Source organism: Streptomyces sp. ITFR-16, from assembly GCF_031844705.1.
Lineage (GTDB): Bacteria > Actinomycetota > Actinomycetes > Streptomycetales > Streptomycetaceae > Streptomyces.
In genome coordinates, this window is the sequence record NZ_CP134609.1 from 6,358,810 (window position 1) to 6,374,729 (window position 15,920).

Consider the following 15,920-nt stretch of genomic DNA (forward strand, 5'->3'; position numbering starts at 1 on the left):
GGATCGTACGACGCCGTGGCTGTCGGAAGTCACCAAAGACTGCTGACACCAGGTCTCGCATACTTGTTGGTAACAACGTCTAGTCCCGGGCCGACATGCGGCTCTACCGTGCAGGAATGCCGACGAACCTGCCCGATGTAGTGCTCTGGTCCATACCGGCCTTCGTTCTGCTCACCGTGCTGGAGATGGCGCTCCACCACTTCCACCCCGACGAGGACGCCGCCGGGTACGAGGCGAAGGACGCCGCCACCAGCATCACCATGGGGCTGGGCAGCCTGGTCTTCGACCTGCTGTGGAAACTGCCCATCGTGGCGATCTACACAGCGGTGTACGAGCTGACGCCGCTGCGGGTGCCCGTGCTCTGGTGGACCGTGCTGCTGATGCTGCTGGCCCAGGACTTCTTCTACTACGGGTCGCACCGGGGCCACCACGTCATCCGGATCCTGTGGGCCTGCCACGTGGTCCACCACTCCAGCCGGAAGTTCAACCTCTCCACCGCGCTGCGCCAGCCCTGGACCTCGCTGACCTCCTGGCCCTTCTATCTGCCGCTCATCGCCTGCGGTGTGCACCCGGCGGCGCTGGCCTTCTGTTCGTCGGCCAACCTCGTCTACCAGTTCTGGGTGCACACCGAGCGGATCGACAAGCTGCCCCGGCCCTTCGAGTACGTGCTGAACACGCCCTCGCACCACCGGGTGCACCACGCCTCGCAGGGCGGGTACCTCGACCGGAACTTCGGCGGGATCCTGATCGTGTGGGACCGGTGGTTCGGGTCGTACGCCGCCGAGACCGAGCGGCCCGTGTTCGGGCTCACCAAGAACATCAACACCTTCAACCCGCTGCGGGTCGCCACCCACGAGTACGCCGCCATCGCGCGCGACGTGCGCGCGGCGGGCAGCTGGGGCGAGCGGGCCGGGCGGATCTTCCGGGGGCCCGGCTGGCAGCCGGCCGCGCGGACGGCGGGGGCACCCGCGGTCACCGCCACCGCTTCCGCCGCCACCGCCGCGGAACGCACCGGATGAGCGCCGGACCGGTGCCGGAGCGGACGGAGCAGCGGGAGCGGCGGGAGCGGCTGGTACGGCCCCTGCTCATCGCCTTCCTCGTCGTGTGCGCCGCCGATCTCGTCGGGGTGCTCGCGGACATCGGCGGCCTCCACCTCGTCGCCAAGCCGCTGCTGATGCCGCTGCTGGCCGGCTACGCCGCCGCCCGGCGCGGGCCCCGGCTGCTGGTCGCCGCACTGCTCTGCGGCTGGGCCGGGGACGTGTTCCTGCTGGCCGACGCCGATCTCGCCTTCCTCATCGGGATGGGCGGCTTCGCCGCCGGGCACATCTGCTACCTGGTGCTCTTCGGGCGGCGGCGCGGCGCCCTGCTGCCCGGGACCGGGTACGCGGTCGTGCTGGCGGTCTTCGTCGTGCTGATCTGGGACGGGCTGCCGGCCGGGCTGCGGATCCCGATGGCGGGCTACAGCCTGCTGCTGACCGCCATGGCGTACCGCTCCGGGGTACTCGGCCGGTACGCGGCCACCGGCGGGGCGCTCTTCCTGGTCTCCGACGCGCTGATCGCCACCGGCATCGCCGACTGGCCGCAGCTGCCCGCACCCGACTTCTGGGTCATGCTCACCTATGTGGCGGCGCAGCTCCTGCTGACGTTCGGGGCGCTCGGGGCACCGGGGGCGCCAGGGGCACGTGGGGTCCCCGGGGCGTACCGTGAGCGGAGTATCAGCATCTGAGATCAGCAAGGACCCCCACGCATGCGCGCCACCGTCATCCACGCCCCCCACGACATCCGCGTGCAGGAGGTGCCGGACCCGGCGATCCAGCGGCCCACCGACGTCGTCCTGCGGGTTCTGCGGGCCTGCATCTGCGGCAGCGACCTGTGGGCCTACCGCGGTGAGTCCGCCCGGCAGCCCGGCCAGCGCATCGGCCACGAGTTCCTGGGGATCGTCGAGGAGGCCGGGGCCGAGGTCCACGGCTTCGCCGTCGGCGACCTCGTCGTCGCCCCCTTCGTCTGGTCCGACGGCACCTGCGCGTACTGCGCCGAGGGGCTGACCACCTCCTGCCCGCAGGGCGGCTTCTGGGGCTCGGTCGGCTCCGACGGCGGACAGGGCGAGGCCGTCCGCGTCCCCTTCGCCGACGGCACCCTCGTCAAGCTCCCCGCCGCCGCGGCCTCCGACGACCACCTGCTCACCGCGCTGCTGGCGCTCTCCGACGTCCTCGGCACCGGCCACCACGCCGCCGTCGGCGCCGGGGTGAAGCCCGGCTCGACCGTCGCCGTCGTCGGTGACGGAGCCGTCGGCCTGTGCGGCGTCATGGCCGCCAAGCGGCTCGGCGCCGAGCGGATCATCGCGCTGGGCCGCCACACGGTGCGCACGGACATCGCCCGTACCTTCGGCGCCACCGATGTCGTCGCCGAGCGCGGTGACGCGGCCGTCGCCGCCGTACGGGACCTCCTCGGCGGCGAGGGCGCGCACGCCGTGATCGAGGCCGTCGGCACCGAGGAGTCGATGCGCACCGCCGTCGGCATCACCCGGGACGGCGGCTCGATCGGCTACGTCGGCGTCCCGCACGGCAGCGGCACCGGACTGGACCTCGGCGTGATGTTCGACCGCAACATCGCCCTGCGCGGGGGTGTCGCCCCCGTGCGCACCTACATCCCGGAGCTGCTCCCCGACGTCCTGTCCGGCACCATCGACCCCTCGCCCGTCTTCGACCTGGCCATCGGCCTCGACGAGGTCCCGGCCGGCTACAAGGCGATGGACGAGCGCACGGCGCTGAAGGTCCTCATCACGCCGTGACCGCCGTCCGGCCCGGGGCCCGCCCGACGGCGGCCCCCGGGCCGTCCGTCACCAGCGCACGGCGTCCAGCGCGTCCACCACGCCGGCCCCGTAGAAGCCGTTGCGGTTCTTGCCGCCCTCGCAGACCGCGTCGACGGTGCCGTCACCGTCGATGTCGTACGGGGCTCCGCAGGCGGTGGCGTCCGCCTCCAGGGTCAGCAGCGCCTTGACCGCGGCGGCCGACGCGTACGGGTGCTTCGACTTGATCAGGGCCACGACGCCCGCGACATGCGGGGACGCCATCGACGTACCGGCCTTGTAGCCGTACCCGCCGCCCGGCAGCGTCGAGAGGATCAGGCCGTTCGTCGCCGGCGGCTCGGGCGTCTGGTAGACCGTCGAGTCCCCGCCCGGCGCGGCCACGTCGATGACGCCGTTCCCGTAGTTCGAGTACGAGGACTTCAGCCCCTTCGCACCCGTCGCCGAGACCGTCACGACCCCCGGCAGCATCGTCGGGATGTCGAGGCACACCTTCGGGTCGATGGTCCGGGGCGCCGGGGTGGTGTCGTTCGGGCTCGACGCGTCCTCGATCGTGTCCGCCGCCAGGTCCTCGGCGGAGTTGCCCGCCGCCGCGACATTCACCGTGCCCTTGCGCTCGGCGTAGCGGGTGGCCCGCGCGACCGCCTCGACCAGGGCGCCCTGGTCCGGGTCGTTCTTGCAGTTGTACATCCACGGGTCGGTGTAATAGCTGTTGTTGGTGACGTCGGCGCCGTGGTCCGCCGCCCACACGAAGCCGCAGACGACGGCCTCGGTGTAGAAGAAGCCGTCGGGGTTGCCCACCTTGATGCCGGAGACCTTCACGCCCGGCGCGACACCCGTCACCCCGATGCCGTTCTTCGCGGCGGCGATGGTGCCCGCGACATGGGTGCCGTGGTCGCTCTCGCCGGTCTTCGGGCGCCAGGCGCCGTCCGTGGTGTCCGGTGCGCCGGAGACGCAGTCGGCCGAGGCGCGGCGGTCGAAGTTCGGCGCCAGGTCAGGGTGCGTGTCGTCGACACCCGTGTCGATGACCGCGACCGTGACCTTCGAGCTGCCCAGCGACTTCTGGTGCGCCTTGTCCGCCTTGATGGCCGGCAGGTCCCACTGGAGCGGCTCCAGCGGATCCTGCCCCGCCGTCGCCCGCGCCGCCGCGCTCCGCTCCTGCTCGGCCGTCAGCGGCTGCTCGACCCCGATGTCCTTGGTGGCCTGCGGGACGATCGGGTTGGTCCGGGTGGCGCCCGCCGACTGGACGCCCCTGACCCCGCGCACCGTGCGCGCGAAGTCCGGGTTCTGCGAGTGGACGACGATGACACCGATCCGGTCGTAGGCGATCACCACCGTGCCGCCGGCCCGCTCGATCGCCTTCCGTACCTGCTTGACGGTGGCGGCACCGCCCTGCGTGTTGACCACGTACGACAGCTTCGGGCCGTCCGCCGGTGCCGCCGCCGAGGGTGCGCCGTCCGAGGGAGCGGCGGAGGCGGCGCCCGTCGGCAGGAAGCCGAGCGAGGCGGTGAGGGCCAATCCGACGGGCAGCGTCAGTGCGCGTGTCCGTCTGGATCCCAGATGAGCCATGGGGTCTCCACATCATCCGTGCCGGGCGACCGGACACGGGGTGCGTCCAGTCGCGTACATGACGAGTGAAGCTATCGCCGATCATCCCCGCTCATCAATGAGTTCGGGCGAACGCGTGCGCGCCCGGGCGTCCGAAGGAGTGACCGGGAGAAGGAGCGAACCGAGGTGAACCGCTTCGCCGCGCGCTGCGTGCCGTTGTCAGGGGAGGCGCACCATCACCCCCCGATACCGAGGTTCCGCAGTGAAATCCACCGTCCCCAACACCGCACCCGCGTCGCGAGGAGATTCCGTGGCTACCGATGCACCGCCGCCCGAGGGCAGTACGCAGACCAGCCCTGCCCAGCCCACGACCGAGGCGTTCCTCGCGGAGCAGGAGAGCGCGGAATTCGGCGAACTGCGCCGGTCCTACCGCACGTTCGCCTTCCCGCTGACCATCGCCTTCGTCCTCTGGTACCTGCTGTACGTGCTGCTCTCCAACTACGCCGGCGGCTTCATGGGCACCAAGGTGTACAGCAACATCAACGTGGCCTTCGTCTTCGGCCTCGCCCAGTTCCTCACCACCTTCCTCATCGCCTGGTTCTACTCGCGCCACGCCAACACCAAGCTCGACCCGAAGGCCGAGGCCATCAAGTCCCGTATGGAGGCCGACGCATGAGCGCCGCGTACCACTCCCACAGCGCGGTGACCCTCGCCGCCTCGGCCACCGAGCACCGGCCGCTGATCATCACCCTGTTCGCGGTCTTCGTCGCCGCGACCCTCGGCATCACCGTCTGGGCCGGCCGCCAGACCCGGAGCGCGTCCGACTTCTACGCGGGCGGACGCCAGTTCACCGCCTTCCAGAACGGCCTCGCGGTCTCCGGCGACTACATGTCCGCCGCCTCGTTCCTCGGCATCGCCGGCGCCATCGCCCTCTTCGGCTACGACGGCTTCCTCTACTCGATCGGCTTCCTCGTCGCCTGGCTGGTGGCCCTGCTGCTGGTCGCCGAACCGCTGCGCAACTCGGGCCGATACACCATGGGCGACGTCCTCGCCTACCGGATGCGGCAGCGCCCGGTCCGTACCGCCGCGGGTGTGTCGACCATCGTCGTCTCGATCTTCTACCTGCTGGCACAGATGGCGGGCGCGGGAGTTCTGGTCTCGCTGCTCCTCGGCATCACCAGCGACGCCGGAAAGATCCTCATCGTTGCGCTGGTCGGCGTACTGATGATCGTCTACGTCACCATCGGCGGCATGAAGGGCACCACCTGGGTGCAGATGGTCAAGGCCGTGCTGCTCATCGCCGGCGCGATCCTGATGACCTTCATGGTGCTGTGGAAGTTCGACTTCAACGTCTCCGACCTGCTGGGCACCGCCGCCGAGAAGAGCGGCCACGGTGCCTCGTTCCTGGAGCCCGGGCTGAAGTACGGCGCCACCGGCACCTCGAAGCTCGACTTCCTCTCCCTCGGCATCGCCCTGGTCCTGGGCACCGCCGGCCTGCCGCACATCCTGATCCGCTTCTACACGGTGCCGACCGCCAAGGCGGCCCGTAAGTCCGTCAACTGGGCCATCGGCATCATCGGCGCGTTCTATCTGATGACCATCGCCCTCGGATTCGGCGCCGCGGCCCTGATCGGCCCGGACGAGATCAAGGCGAAGAACCCGGCGGGCAACGCGGCCGCCCCGCAGCTCGCCGAATACCTGGGCGGGGTCGGCAGCACCGGCGGCGCCGTCATGCTCGCCGTCATCTCCGCCGTCGCCTTCGCCACGATCCTCGCCGTCGTCGCCGGGCTGACCCTCGCCTCCTCGTCCTCCTTCGCCCACGACATCTACGCCAACGTCATCCGCAAGGGGAAGGCCACCGAGAAGGAGGAGATGAAGGCCGCCCGCTGGGCCACCGTCTTCATCGGCGCCGCCGCGATCGTCCTGGGCGCCTTCGCCCGCGACATGAACGTCGCCGGCCTGGTGGCGCTCGCCTTCGCCGTCGCCGCCTCGGCCAACCTGCCCACGCTCCTCTACAGCCTCTTCTGGAAGCGCTTCACCACCCGGGGCGCCCTGTGGTCGATCTACGGCGGTCTGGCCAGCTCGGTGATCCTGGTGCTGTTCTCGCCGGTCGTCTCCGGCAACGAGAAGACCTCGATGTTCAAGGGCGTCGACTTCGCCTGGTTCCCGCTGGAGAACCCCGGTCTCATCTCCATTCCGCTGGGCTTCCTGCTCGGCTGGCTCGGCTCCCTGCTGTCCAAGGAGGAGCCGGACAAGGGCAAGTACGCCGAGCTGGAGGTCAAGTCCCTCACGGGCATCGGCGCCCACTGAGCCCTGGTGTTCCACCCGGGGCCGACCCCGGGACCACGAGGCCGCGTCGTAGAGTCCTACGACGCGGCCTCGCCGCTCCTCGTGCCAAACGGGCCACTCCGGCGTCACCGGTCTCGCGTAGTCTCGAAAGAGTCAGATACCGCAACCGGGAAGTCGCCGGGGGAGGGGGCCCACCACATGCTCATCGACACCTACGACCGGGTCGCCACCGACCTGCGCGTCTCGCTGACCGACCGGTGCAATCTGCGCTGCACCTACTGCATGCCCGAGGAGGGCCTGCAGTGGCTGGCCAAGCCCGACCTGCTGAGCGACGAGGAGATCGTCCGGCTCGTCCGTATCGCCGTCACCCGGCTCGGCATCACCGAGGTCCGCTTCACCGGCGGCGAGCCGCTGCTGCGCCCCGGGCTCGTCTCCATCGTCCAGCAGTGCGCGGCCCTGGAGCCCCGCCCCAGGATGTCCCTGACGACCAACGGCATCGGGCTCGAGCGGACCGCCGCCGCGCTCAAGGACGCCGGACTCGACCGGGTCAACGTCTCGCTGGACACCCTGCGGCCCGAGGTGTTCAAGACCCTCACCCGCCGCGACCGGCACCACGACGTGCTGGCCGGTCTCGAAGCCGCCCACGAGGCCGGGCTCACCCCCGTCAAGGTCAACACCGTCCTGATGCCGGGGCTCAACGACGACGAGGCCCCCGACCTGCTGGCCTGGGCCGTGGCCCACGGCTACGAGCTCCGCTTCATCGAGCAGATGCCGCTCGACGCCCAGCACGGCTGGAAGCGCGACGGCATGATCACCGCCGGTGACATCCTGGACTCCCTGCGCACCCGCTTCGACCTCACCGCGGAGGACGACGGCGAGCGCGGTTCCGCCCCCGCCGAGCGCTGGCTCGTCGACGGCGGCCCCCACCGGGTCGGCGTCATCGCCTCCGTCACCCGGCCGTTCTGCCGGGCCTGCGACCGGACCCGGCTCACCGCCGACGGCCAGGTGCGCACCTGCCTGTTCGCCCGCGAGGAGACCGACCTGCGCGGCGCCCTGCGCTCGGACGCGCCCGACGAGGAGATCGCCCGGATCTGGCGACTCGCGATGTGGGGCAAGAAGGCCGGATCCGGCCTTGACGACCCGAGCTTCCTCCAGCCCGACCGCCCGATGTCGGCGATCGGCGGCTGAGGCCGGCAGGCGGCTAGGACCGGTCCCGCGCCTCCCACTCCTTCAGGGCCACCACGTCCTTGAGGAAGCCGCGCACCCCCAGGAACGACGAGAGGTGCTCCCGGTGCTCCTCGCAGGCCAGCCATGTCTTGCGGCGCTCCGGGGTGTGCAGTTTCGGGTTGTTCCAGGCGAGCACCCACACGGCGTCGGCGCGGCAGCCCTTGGCCGAGCAGACGGGGGCGGCCCGGGCGGCCTCGTTGGGCGTGCTGTCGGTGGATTCAGGGGAGTTCACACACTCAACCCTAGGCCAGTCGCACCGATGGCCTTCTGACGCATCCCCTGCCGGAGAAAGGCGACGCCGAGCAGCCACGGGGGGAGCTGCCCGGCGTCGGTCCGTCGCTCCGACGGGGGATGCGGAGCGCCTACGAAGTATGTCACGCACACCTGGGTGCGGTGCACTGGAACTTCATGATTGATCTGAGCTTTTCTTGAGCTTGGGACCCTCGTGGGCTCAGTCGTGCTCCTGCGGATCCGGAGAGCGGAACGCCCGTCCGGACTGCGGTGCGGACTCCGTCGGAGCGGCCGCCGGAGCGCCGCCGAGCGCCGGCCGCGCCGGGGCCGGGAGCACGAACGTGGAGGGCAGCGAAGGGGTGTTCTCGCGGCCCGCGTTGGCGATGACGACGGCGACATAGGGGAGCAGCACCCCCAGCGCCAGCGCCACGATCGCGACATGGCGCTCCACGTTCCACAGGACCGCGGCCGCCACCACCGAGACCGTGCGCACGGACATCGAGATCACGTAGCGCCGCTGCCGTCCGCGCACATCCTCGGCGAGACCCTGCCGGGCCCCGGTGATCCGGAAGACCTCCGCACCGCTCTGCTTCCGCATCACGTCTCCACCCATTTCCCGCCGGACGCTCCCCGGACCGGACCGCTTCCACGGTACGCCCGGGGCCTGGGGCGTACGAGACCGGGGCACGCCGTATCCGTACATTCCGCCGCCCCGAAACCCCGTCACACGGACGGGCCCGTCCGACATGCGACGTTTCGTCCCGGCGTCGAGACTGGGCGGACATGCGCGACACCGAGTCGCACGAGGAGGCGGCATGAGCTGGTTGTGGGCAATCATCGTGGGCCTGGTCCTCGGTCTGATCGCGAAGGCGATCCTTCCGGGGAAGCAGGAGATCCCACTCTGGCTGACGGTCATTTTCGGCATGATCGGCAGCATCCTCGGCAACGCCGTCGCGACCTGGATCGGCGTCAACGACACCAAGGGCATCGACTGGACACGGCATGTGCTCCAGCTGATCGGAGCCGTGGTGGTGGTCGGGGTCGGTGACATGCTGTGGGCGTCGGTCCGCGGCACCAAGCGGCAGAAGACCTGAGCGCCGGCGGACAGCGGGTCCGCCGACGGCCGCGGCCGGGCACGCATGACGCGTGCCCGGCCGCGGTGCCGTTTCCGGCGGCAGGATGTCCGGCGCCGCGAGGGCGCCGGCTCAGCCGGCCGTGACCTCGATCGCGGCGAGGTTCTTCTTGCCCCGGCGCAGCACCAGCCAGCGCCCGTGCAGCAGCTCCTCGCCCGACGGAGCCGCCTCGCCGTCGACGGCCTTCACGTTGTTCACGTAGGCGCCGCCCTCCTTCACCGTGCGCCGGGCGCCCGACTTGCTCGGCGCCAGACCGACCTCCACCAGCAGGTCGACCAGCGGGCCCAGCTCGCTCACCCGGGCGTGCGGCACCTCGGAGAGTGCGGCGCTCAGCGTCGCCTCGTCCAGTTCGCCCAGCTCACCCTGGCCGAACAGCGCCTTCGACGCGGCGACGACCGCGGCACACTGGTCCGCCCCGTGCACCAGCGTCGTCAGCTCCTCGGCCAGCGCGCGCTGCGCCGTCCGCGCCTGCGGCCGCTCCTCGGTGAGCGCCTCCAGCGCCTCCAGCTCCTCGGGGCTCTGGAAGCTGAGGATGCGCATGTAGCGCGAGATGTCCCGGTCGTCCACGTTCAGCCAGAACTGGTAGAACGCGTACGGCGTGGTCATCTCCGGGTCCAGCCAGACGGCGCCGCTCTCGGACTTGCCGAACTTGGTGCCGTCCGCCTTCGTCATCAGCGGGGTCGCCAGCGCGTGCACCTCGGCACCCGGCTCCAGGCGGTGGATGAGGTCGATGCCCGCCGTGAGGTTGCCCCACTGGTCGCTGCCGCCCTGCTGGAGCGTGCAGCCGTAGCGGCGGTACAGCTCCAGGAAGTCCATGCCCTGGAGCAGCTGGTAGCTGAACTCCGTGTAGCTGATGCCCTCCTGGGACTCCAGCCGGCGGGCCACCGAGTCCTTGGTCAGCATCTTGTTGACCCGGAAGTGCTTGCCGATGTCCCGCAGAAACTCGATCGCGGACAGACCCGCGGTCCAGTCCAGGTTGTTGACCATGACCGCGGCGTTCTCGCCCTCGAAGGACAGGAACGGCTCGATCTGCGAGCGCAGCCGGGTCACCCAGTGCGCGACCGTCTCCGGGTCGTTCAGCGTGCGCTCGGCGGTGGGGCGGGGGTCACCGATCTGACCGGTGGCCCCGCCCACCAGGGCGAGCGGCCGCAGCCCGGCCCGCTGGAGCCGGCGCATGGTGAGGACCTGCACCAGATGCCCCACGTGCAGGCTCGACGCGGTCGGGTCGAAGCCGCAATAGAACGTGACGGGACCGTCCGCGAGAGCCTTGCGCAATGCGTCCTCGTCAGTGGACTGGGCGAACAGCCCGCGCCACTTCAGCTCGTCGACGATGTCCGTCACGGTTCCGTGTCTCCTCAGCTACGTGTATGGAAAAGCAACAGCCAGTCTAGGCGGGTCACACCCCCCGGCTGACCGAGCTCATGTTGAAGTCCGGGATGCGCAGCGCCGGCATCGCGGCCCGGGTGAACCAGTCGCCCCATTCGCGCGGCAGCGTCTTCTCGGTGCGGCCCGCCTCGGTGGCCCGCGACAGCAGGTCCACCGGGGACTCGTTGAAGCGGAAGTTGTTCACCTCGCCGACCACCTCGCCGTTCTCCACCAGATAGACCCCGTCCCGGGTCAGCCCGGTCAGCAGCAGCGTCGCCGGGTCGACCTCGCGGATGTACCAGAGGCAGGTCAGCAGCAGCGCCCGGCCGGTCGTCGCCGCCACCATCTCCTCCAGCGACCGCTCGCCGCCGCCCTCCAGCAGGAGGTTGTCGATCGCCGGGGCGACCGGCAGCCCGGTCAGGCCCGCCGTGTGCCGGGTCGTCGTCAGCCGCTCCAGCCGGCCGTCGCGGACCCAGTCCGTGCGGGCCAGCGGCAGCCCGTTGTCGAAGACCGAGCCGCCGTCGCCCGAGGCGTGGGCCACGACGAACGGGGCGGATTCCAGACCCGGCGCGTTCGGGTCGCTGCGCAGGGTCAGCGGCAGCGGGGACAGCGTCTCGCCGATCCGGGTGCCGCCGCCCGGCTTGGAGAACACCGTCCGGCCCTCGGCGGCGTCCCGGGCGGTCGAGGACCACAGCTGGTAGATCAGCAGGTCGGCGACGGCGGTCGGCGGCAGCAGCGTCTCGTACCGCCCGGCGGGCAGCTCGATGCGGCGCTCCGCCCAGGCGAGGCGCCGCGCGAGTTCCGCGTCCAGCTCGGCCGGGTCGACGTCCTTGAAGTCGCGCGTGGCGCGGCCGGCCCAGGCCGAGCGGGAGCGGTCGGGCGACTTGGCGTTCAGCTCCAGCGTCCCGTTCGGCTGGTCGTGGCGCAGCCGCAGCCCCGTGGACGTGCCCAGGTAGGTCGAGGTCATCTGGTGGTGGGCGAAGCCGTACAGCTCGCGGCCGCCGGAGCGGGCCCGGGCGAAGGCGTCACCGAGGGCCGGGGCGAACGCCGCGAACACGTCCGAGTCCGTCTCCGCCGGCGCGTCCGTGAAGTCGGGGGAGGCGGGCACCCCGGTGACCAGCGGCTGGGCGTCCTCGGCGGGGCCCGCGCCGCGTGCGGCGGCCTCGGCGGCCCGCACCAGCGGCTCCAGGTCCTCGGGCGTGACGGCGGACCGGGACACCACACCGGTGGCGGTGCCCTCGGCCCCGTCCACGGTGGCGATGACGGTCAGGGTGCGGCCCCGGGTCACCCCGTTCGTCGTGAGGGCGTTGCCGGCCCAGCGCAGATTGGCCGACGACTCCTCGTCCGCGATGACCACACAGCCGTCGGCGGTGGACAGTTCGAGTGCGCGCTCGACGATCTCGTACGGCTTGCTGACGCGGCTCATCGTCCGGCCTCCTGCGTCGTGTTGAGGATGTTCACGCCTCGGAAGAGGGCGGAGGGGCAGCCGTGCGAGACGGCCGCGACCTGGCCCGGCTGGGCCTTGCCGCAGTTGAAGGCGCCGCCCAGGACGTACGTCTGCGGGCCGCCGACCTTCTCCATCGAGCCCCAGAAGTCCGTGGTCGTCGCCTGGTACGCGACATCGCGCAGCTGCCCGGCGAGCTTCCCGTTCTCGATCCGGAAGAACCGCTGTCCGGTGAACTGGAAGTTGTAGCGCTGCATGTCGATCGACCAGGACCGGTCGCCGACCACGTAGATCCCCCGCTCCACCCCGCCGATCAGATCCTCCGTGGAGAGCCCGCCCGGGTCAGGCTGGAGCGACACGTTCGCCATGCGCTGGACGGGGACATGGCCCGGCGAGTCCGCGTAGGCGCAGCCGTTGGACCGGCCCAGCCCCGTCAGCCTGGCGATCCGGCGGTCCAGCTGGTAGCCCACCAGCGTCCCGTCCTTGACCAGGTCCCAGGACTGCGCCTCGACGCCCTCGTCGTCGTACCCGACCGTCGCGAGACCGTGCTCGGCGGTGCGGTCGCCCGTCACATTCATCACCGGGGAGCCGTACGCGAGCTTGCCCAGCTGGTCGAACGTGGCGAACGAGGTTCCGGCGTAGGCCGCCTCGTACCCCAGCGCCCGGTCCAGCTCGGTGGCGTGGCCGATCGACTCGTGGATGGTCAGCCACAGGTTGGACGGGTCGACGACCAGGTCGTACGTCCCCGCCTCGACGCTCGGCGCCCGCATCTTCTCGGCCAGCAGCCCCGGGATGCGCTCCAGCTCCGCGTCCCAGTCCCAGCCGGTCCCGGTCAGGTACTCCCAGCCGCGCCCCACCGGCGGCGCGATCGTGCGCATCGAGTCGAACTCGCCGGTCGTCGCGTCCACCGCGACCGCGGTGAACTGCGGATGCAGCCGCACCCGCTGCTGCGTGGTGACCGTGCCGGCCGTGTCCGCGTAGAACTTGTTCTCGTGGACGGTCATCAGCGAGGCGTCCACATGCGCGACGCCCTCCGCCCCCAGCAGCCGGCCGCTCCACTCGGCGAGCAGCCCCGCCTTCTCCTCGGCCGGCACCCCGAACGGGTCGGTCTCGTACGCCGAGACCCAGCTCCGCTCCCCGTGCGACGGCTCGTCCGCCAGCTCGACGCGCTCGTCCGAACCCGCCGCCGCGATCACCTTCGCCGACAGCTTCGCCATGGCGACGGCCTGCGAGGCCACCTTCGCCGCGGCGTCCATCGTCAGATCCACCCCGGAGGCGAAGCCCCACGCCCCGCCGTGCACGACCCGTACCGCGTAGCCGAGGTCGGTGGTGTCCGACGACCCGGCCGGGCGGGCGTCCCGCAGCCGCCAGGTGGCGCTGCGCACCCGCTCGAAACGGAAGTCGGCGTGCACGGCCCCCAGCGCCCGCGCGCGGGCGAGCGCCGCGTCGGCGAGGGCCCGTAGCGGGAGTGCCAGGAACGACTGATCTACCTCATGGGGCACGGGCGGCCTCTCCTCTGCGTCACATACCCTCGGATCGTTTACGAGGCAGTGAAGCACGGCCCCGGTGGCGCTCGCGGCCGAATTCCGGACGGGACGGGGCGCCCCGCCGCGCACGCGTGCGCCCGGGCCCCCGGCGGCGGGGCCCGCGCGGCGACTGTAGGAACCCGACAGTGCCCGGCGGGAGGCGCTGTCAGGGGCCGATTCCTCGTGGAGCACCCGGTACCGATAGGTTTTCGAGGTACCAGACCGCTATCGAAAGGGTGATCCGTTGAGCCGCTCGGTTCTCGTCACCGGAGGAAACCGGGGCATCGGCCTCGCCATCGCCCGCGCTTTCGCCGACAACGGCGACAAGGTCGCGATCACCTACCGTTCCGGTGAGCCGCCGCAGGCGCTCACCGAGGCCGGTGTTCTCGCGGTCCGTTGCGACATCACCGACGCCGAGCAGGTGGAGCAGGCCTACAAGGAGATCGAGGAGAAGCACGGCAACGTGGAGGTGCTGGTCGCCAACGCCGGTATCACCAAGGACCAGTTGCTGATGCGGATGTCCGAGGACGACTTCACGTCGGTGCTCGACACCAACCTCACCGGTACCTTCCGGGTCGTCAAGCGCGCCAACCGCGGCATGCTGCGCGCCAAGAAGGGCCGCGTGGTCCTCATCTCCTCCGTGGTCGGCCTCCTCGGCTCGGCGGGACAGGCCAACTATGCCGCGTCCAAGGCGGGTCTGGTCGGCTTCGCCAGGTCGCTGGCGCGCGAGCTCGGTTCGCGCAACATCACCTTCAACGTCGTCGCGCCCGGCTTCGTCGACACCGACATGACGCAGGTGCTCACCGAGGAACAGCGCAAGGGCATCGTGTCCCAGGTGCCGCTGGCGCGTTACGCCCAGCCCGAGGAGATCGCCGCCGCGGTGCGCTTCCTCGCCTCCGACGACGCGTCGTACATCACTGGAGCCGTCATCCCCGTTGACGGCGGATTGGGCATGGGTCACTGATCACCATGAGCGGAATTCTCGACGGCAAGCGCATCCTCATCACCGGGGTGCTGATGGAGTCGTCCATCGCGTTCCACACCGCCAAGGTGGCCCAGGAACAGGGTGCCGAGGTCATTCTGACCGCCTTTCCGCGGCCCACGCTGACCGAGCGCATCGCCCGGAAGCTGCCCAAGCCGGCCAAGGTCATCGAGCTGGACGTGACCAACACCGAGCACCTCGACCGGCTCGCCGGCCTGGTCCGCGACGAGCTGGGCACGCTGGACGGCGTCGTCCACTCCATCGGCTTCGCGCCGCAGGACGCGCTCGGCGGCAATTTCCTCAACACCCCGTTCGAGTCGGTCGCCACGGCGATGCACGTCTCGGCCTTCTCGCTGAAGTCCCTCGCCATGGCGTGCAAGCCGCTGATGAGCGAGGGAGGTTCGATCGTCGGCCTCACCTTCGACGCCCAGTACGCCTGGCCGCAGTACGACTGGATGGGCCCGGCCAAGGCCGCGCTGGAGGCGACCTCCCGCTACCTCGCCCGCGACCTGGGCAAGGACGGCATCCGCTGCAACCTGATCTCGGCCGGACCGATCGGCTCCATGGCCGCGAAGTCCATCCCGGGCTTCGGTGAGCTCGCCGAGGTGTGGAACACCCGCGCGCCGCTCGCGTGGGACATGTCCGACCCGGAGCCGGCGGGCCGCGGCGTCGTCGCGCTGCTCTCGGACTTCTTCCCCCGGACCACGGGCGAGATCGTCCACGTCGACAGTGGCGTGCACATGATGGGTGCCTGACACCCGTACGCACCGGTAGGCGAAACGGCCGTGCACCACCTCCCCGGAGGTGGTGCACGGCCGTTTCGCCTGTCCCGCCCGCCCCTCCCGCCGCTCAGGTCGAAAACCGGGACGATCCACCGCAGAATGTGGAGGAACCGGACTTCTGGTCAGGCTGAGGGGAGGAGATCGCTGTGCGCGGCACACGTCACCGAACCCGTTCCCGGACCCGCTCCCTGCTGGCGGCTTCCGCCGCCGTCGCCGGCCTGCTCGTCCCCGTCGGTCTGTACGCGGCGGGCCACGTCGGCGCCGCCCGCGCGGCCACGAGCCACGCGCCCGACCCCGAGCCCTCCGGCTCCGAGTGCCGTACGTCGGTCCAGGGCTCCCGGGTCGTCGCCTACTGCCACAACCCGTACCCCTCCGCCGACCGCGTCCAGCTGCACACCGAGTGCGCCCGCTGGTGGGACATCGACGCGGACTCCGCGCCGGTCGCCGTCGCCCCCGGGCGGACCGTCCGGCTGGACGCCCGCTGCTGGAAGGACGTCGACTCCGCCTGGGTCACCCACGCCGCAGGGACGACGGCCAAGGTCTCCTAGCCGCGAGATCCCCAGCTGCGAGGTCTGCTGCCGCGAGGC

16 protein-coding genes are annotated in these 15,920 nt (G+C 71.1%); 10 read left to right on the forward strand and 6 right to left on the reverse strand.

From position 1 onward, the window contains the following. Positions 1-116: 116 nt before the first annotated feature. Genes RLT58_RS28185 through RLT58_RS28195 form a run of 3 tightly spaced genes read left to right on the forward strand, consistent with a single transcriptional unit; the run spans position 117 to position 2,791 of the window. Complete coding sequence (locus RLT58_RS28185) at positions 117-1,019, forward strand: sterol desaturase family protein (protein WP_311313172.1); 903 nt, start codon at positions 117-119, stop codon at positions 1,017-1,019. Then, positions 1,016-1,726: a lysoplasmalogenase gene (locus RLT58_RS28190; protein WP_311313173.1), complete on the forward strand. Its 711-nt coding sequence runs from the start codon at positions 1,016-1,018 to the stop codon at positions 1,724-1,726. Before RLT58_RS28185 ends, RLT58_RS28190 begins: the two co-directional genes overlap by 4 nt. A gap of 21 nt (positions 1,727-1,747) precedes the next feature. Further along, positions 1,748-2,791 carry a zinc-dependent alcohol dehydrogenase family protein gene (locus RLT58_RS28195; RefSeq protein ID WP_311313174.1) on the forward strand — a complete coding sequence of 348 codons (1,044 nt, stop codon included), beginning with the start codon at positions 1,748-1,750 and terminating at the stop codon, positions 2,789-2,791. Between the two features lie 48 nt (positions 2,792-2,839). Here the strand turns inward: RLT58_RS28195 and RLT58_RS28200 are convergent, their stop codons facing one another. Continuing rightward, positions 2,840-4,375 carry a S8 family peptidase gene (locus tag RLT58_RS28200; protein WP_311313175.1) on the reverse strand — a complete coding sequence of 512 codons (1,536 nt, stop codon included), beginning with the start codon at positions 4,373-4,375 and terminating at the stop codon, positions 2,840-2,842. A gap of 289 nt (positions 4,376-4,664) precedes the next feature. On the opposite strand from RLT58_RS28200, the gene RLT58_RS28205 reads away from it, so the two are divergent. The 3 genes from RLT58_RS28205 (at position 4,665) to moaA (ending at position 7,831) form a co-directional block, all read left to right on the forward strand. Beyond that, entirely contained in the window at positions 4,665-5,030 is a 366-nt protein-coding gene (locus RLT58_RS28205; protein ID WP_311313176.1) for a DUF485 domain-containing protein, read from the forward strand. Next, the gene (locus RLT58_RS28210; protein WP_311313177.1) at positions 5,027-6,664 is read left to right on the forward strand and encodes a monocarboxylic acid transporter; all 1,638 of its coding nucleotides are present in this window, start codon (positions 5,027-5,029) and stop codon (positions 6,662-6,664) included. The genes RLT58_RS28205 and RLT58_RS28210 overlap by 4 nt, the downstream gene beginning before the upstream one ends. Before the next feature lie 177 nt (positions 6,665-6,841). After that, entirely contained in the window at positions 6,842-7,831 is a 990-nt protein-coding gene (moaA, locus tag RLT58_RS28215; protein WP_311313178.1) for a GTP 3',8-cyclase MoaA, read from the forward strand. Positions 7,832-7,844: 13 nt separating this feature from the next. Here moaA and RLT58_RS28220 read toward each other — a convergent pair whose 3' ends face one another. Both RLT58_RS28220 and RLT58_RS28225 read right to left on the reverse strand, forming a co-directional pair. Beyond that, positions 7,845-8,102, reverse strand: a complete 258-nt coding sequence (locus tag RLT58_RS28220) for a hypothetical protein (RefSeq protein ID WP_311313179.1) — start codon at positions 8,100-8,102, stop codon at positions 7,845-7,847. Positions 8,103-8,321: 219 nt separating this feature from the next. Next, positions 8,322-8,702, reverse strand: a complete 381-nt coding sequence (locus RLT58_RS28225; RefSeq protein ID WP_399131688.1) for a DUF3099 domain-containing protein — start codon at positions 8,700-8,702, stop codon at positions 8,322-8,324. Positions 8,703-8,916: 214 nt separating this feature from the next. On the opposite strand from RLT58_RS28225, the gene RLT58_RS28230 reads away from it, so the two are divergent. Next, positions 8,917-9,195: a GlsB/YeaQ/YmgE family stress response membrane protein gene (locus RLT58_RS28230; RefSeq protein ID WP_311313181.1), complete on the forward strand. Its 279-nt coding sequence runs from the start codon at positions 8,917-8,919 to the stop codon at positions 9,193-9,195. A gap of 111 nt (positions 9,196-9,306) precedes the next feature. Here the strand turns inward: RLT58_RS28230 and tyrS are convergent, their stop codons facing one another. The 3 genes from tyrS to RLT58_RS28245 are packed head-to-tail and all read right to left on the reverse strand — an operon-like array spanning position 9,307 to position 13,545. After that, positions 9,307-10,575 (reverse strand): tyrosine--tRNA ligase, encoded by a 1,269-nt coding sequence (gene tyrS / locus RLT58_RS28235; protein WP_311313182.1) that lies wholly within the window; start codon positions 10,573-10,575, stop codon positions 9,307-9,309. 55 nt (positions 10,576-10,630) lie between these two features. Then, the gene (locus RLT58_RS28240) at positions 10,631-12,025 is read right to left on the reverse strand and encodes a metallopeptidase TldD-related protein (protein WP_311313183.1); all 1,395 of its coding nucleotides are present in this window, start codon (positions 12,023-12,025) and stop codon (positions 10,631-10,633) included. Then, positions 12,022-13,545, reverse strand: a complete 1,524-nt coding sequence (locus RLT58_RS28245; protein WP_311313184.1) for a TldD/PmbA family protein — start codon at positions 13,543-13,545, stop codon at positions 12,022-12,024. Before RLT58_RS28245 ends, RLT58_RS28240 begins: the two co-directional genes overlap by 4 nt. A 268-nt stretch (positions 13,546-13,813) precedes the next feature. Between RLT58_RS28245 and fabG the strand changes: the two genes are divergently transcribed. The 3 genes from fabG to RLT58_RS28260 all read left to right on the forward strand — a co-directional run bounded on the left by fabG (position 13,814) and on the right by RLT58_RS28260 (position 15,881). Next, positions 13,814-14,533 carry a 3-oxoacyl-[acyl-carrier-protein] reductase gene (gene fabG / locus RLT58_RS28250; RefSeq protein ID WP_311313185.1) on the forward strand — a complete coding sequence of 240 codons (720 nt, stop codon included), beginning with the start codon at positions 13,814-13,816 and terminating at the stop codon, positions 14,531-14,533. A gap of 5 nt (positions 14,534-14,538) precedes the next feature. Continuing rightward, entirely contained in the window at positions 14,539-15,306 is a 768-nt protein-coding gene (fabI, locus tag RLT58_RS28255; protein ID WP_311313186.1) for an enoyl-ACP reductase FabI, read from the forward strand. 173 nt (positions 15,307-15,479) lie between these two features. After that, a complete protein-coding gene (locus tag RLT58_RS28260; protein ID WP_311313187.1) occupies positions 15,480-15,881 on the forward strand; it encodes a hypothetical protein in 402 nt (133 codons plus the stop codon). The last annotated feature ends 39 nt before the right edge of the window (positions 15,882-15,920 follow it).

Excerpts from the sequence above, each read along its gene's own strand:
- RLT58_RS28185 (WP_311313172.1), top strand. The coding sequence starts at position 117 with ATGCCGACGAACCTGCCCGATGTAGTGCTCTGGTCCATACCGGCCTTC.
- RLT58_RS28190 (WP_311313173.1), top strand. The coding sequence starts at position 1,016 with ATGAGCGCCGGACCGGTGCCGGAGCGGACGGAGCAGCGGGAGCGGCGG.
- RLT58_RS28195 (WP_311313174.1), top strand. The coding sequence starts at position 1,748 with ATGCGCGCCACCGTCATCCACGCCCCCCACGACATCCGCGTGCAGGAG.
- RLT58_RS28200 (WP_311313175.1), bottom strand. The coding sequence starts at position 4,375 with ATGGCTCATCTGGGATCCAGACGGACACGCGCACTGACGCTGCCCGTC.
- RLT58_RS28210 (WP_311313177.1), top strand. The coding sequence starts at position 5,027 with ATGAGCGCCGCGTACCACTCCCACAGCGCGGTGACCCTCGCCGCCTCG.
- moaA (WP_311313178.1), top strand. The coding sequence starts at position 6,842 with ATGCTCATCGACACCTACGACCGGGTCGCCACCGACCTGCGCGTCTCG.
- RLT58_RS28230 (WP_311313181.1), top strand. The coding sequence starts at position 8,917 with ATGAGCTGGTTGTGGGCAATCATCGTGGGCCTGGTCCTCGGTCTGATC.
- RLT58_RS28240 (WP_311313183.1), bottom strand. The coding sequence starts at position 12,025 with ATGAGCCGCGTCAGCAAGCCGTACGAGATCGTCGAGCGCGCACTCGAA.
- fabI (WP_311313186.1), top strand. The coding sequence starts at position 14,539 with ATGAGCGGAATTCTCGACGGCAAGCGCATCCTCATCACCGGGGTGCTG.